Here is a 1,939-nt window from a genome sequence, read left to right as displayed (position 1 = left end):
CTTTATTTGGGGTAGAGCCATTTAAGGGGGCAGCTCTAATTATTTGTGAGAAATATACAATGAATTACTATGCTTGTGATTTAGCAATTAATATTCTAAATAATGCAAAAAAAGGAACGCCAATAGCGCGTGCCAATTCTTGGGAGCTAGATTTTTTAAAAGCGAATATTGGTTATGCTGCTAAATTATTAGGTTATAACGTCACTGTAAAGGTTCATCGTTTCGACATTGGAGGTCCATGTGAATTAACATTTGATGGTCAAGATAAAGAAATACTGGATTACGATGAGATGATCAATTTATTTACGCGTCTAAAGGCAGCTATTAGACCTATTCCTTTATCTCAAAATAGTCCTGATGCAACAGACAATTTTTTTGAGTATTTTTCAATTACTGCTGATCCAATTCAAGAAAAAGAAAAAAGAAGTGATATAAAAATTTTAACCGTTGTTTTCGATATTGATGATATTTTGGCTTCTCATGACTCTATTTCAGAGCAGGAAAAACTATATTTATTAAGAAAAAGTGCTCTTATTATGGCCGCTAACAGAGAGCATCAAATTTATCCTGGCGTTCTCGAATTAATGCGTCTGCTTTGTTCAAAAGATTACATTAACATCGCTTTTTTTAGTTCAGGAGCTATGGAAAGAAATATAGAGTTTGTTCCCAAATTACTAACTAGTGCACTGGGTCAAGAAAAATATGAACAAATAAAAGATACTGTTGTGATTCTATCCCGTCAGGACTTAGTCCCCAATGACAGTGAAAATGCTCATATTATGAAACAAAATTACGGCTTGGGATGGGGAAATAATAAAAAAGATATTACAAAAGCACTGAGTAAAAATGCTGAATTAAAAGATGCCATTCTAATTGAAGATGATTCTTCCTATGTTCATTTCGGTCAAGAAAGAAATTTTATGCACGGTCTTTGCGGAAAAGTTGAATATGATAATTTAGTTACCGAATCTAAAGAAAATTTCTTGAAATTTAATAGCATATTTTATATTTCAGGAGTGCTCGTCGAATGTCTGAATGCTTTTGAAGAAGGGCAAAACATTACAAATATATTATTTAATTTGCAGTATAAAAAATCAGATAATTCATTATTTAGTTATAAACTAGATTACGATTGTCATAAAAATAATCAAGCCTATTATCATAAGGGATTAGAAGCCCTAAAGACGATCAATCCGAATATTTCTTTTGTTTCTAAAGAAGACTATCTACATACTATTGAAATACCTTGCAATGAAGAAGAAGCATCTGTCATCGAGGACTTTAAAAATACAGTTCGGAATGATGATGGATGTCGTATTATGTAGCGTGAAGATTTTCATAATCCAACTACTGTTAAAAGAAAAAACAGAAAGGTTATAAAATTTTATATAATTTAGCCTCGAACTGGGGTTAAATTATATGGCTGCGTTGTAAAAAAATCCAATTTACAAAATCTTAAATTTTGGGCAGAGCCCAACTGTATAGACCAATTTGTTCATTAATAAAAGATACTTCATTAGGTGTTCCATACATTCAAATATTGTATTGTCCTTAAAATTATTAAAGTAAATTTCGGTGCGGATTGTATTGATTAAGACTTACTTGATGAAAATTTTCTTTTAAATTTTTTTATTTAGATAATGGCTCCACCGCCAATGGATAGTCAAAGTCGGCCTTGTTCACTAAGGTAGTAACCCTATACCCTTCCAAATCCTCATAAGGATAAGGTTTTATTAACACCAATAATTGTTCTTTATTACATTGAGTGTTATTAAGCCAAATGGCTTGAGACTCTTCATCCAAAATAACAGGCATCCGATGATGCACTGGTTCAATGAGAAAATTGACATCGGTTGTAATAAGACAACATGTGAATCACTTCTTCATTGTGTTGCGAGGTATCCCAAAGAGCAGCCACGGCCAGCAAATCATGATTCTT

1 protein-coding gene and 1 pseudogene are annotated in these 1,939 nt (G+C 32.2%); one reads left to right on the top strand and one right to left on the bottom strand.

The features are described from left to right. Positions 1-1,325: hypothetical protein (locus OK13_RS13605; protein ID WP_206538907.1), on the top strand; the 1,325-nt coding region annotated here is incomplete at its 5' end. 304 nt (positions 1,326-1,629) lie between these two features. On the opposite strand, the pseudogene OK13_RS16120 reads toward OK13_RS13605, so the two are convergent. After that, positions 1,630-1,939, bottom strand: a pseudogene (locus OK13_RS16120) (SOS response-associated peptidase family protein); the annotation flags it as partial.

The organism is Legionella norrlandica, from assembly GCF_000770585.1.
Lineage (GTDB): Bacteria > Pseudomonadota > Gammaproteobacteria > Legionellales > Legionellaceae > Legionella > Legionella norrlandica.
This window is presented reverse-complemented; position numbering and strand designations above follow the sequence as displayed.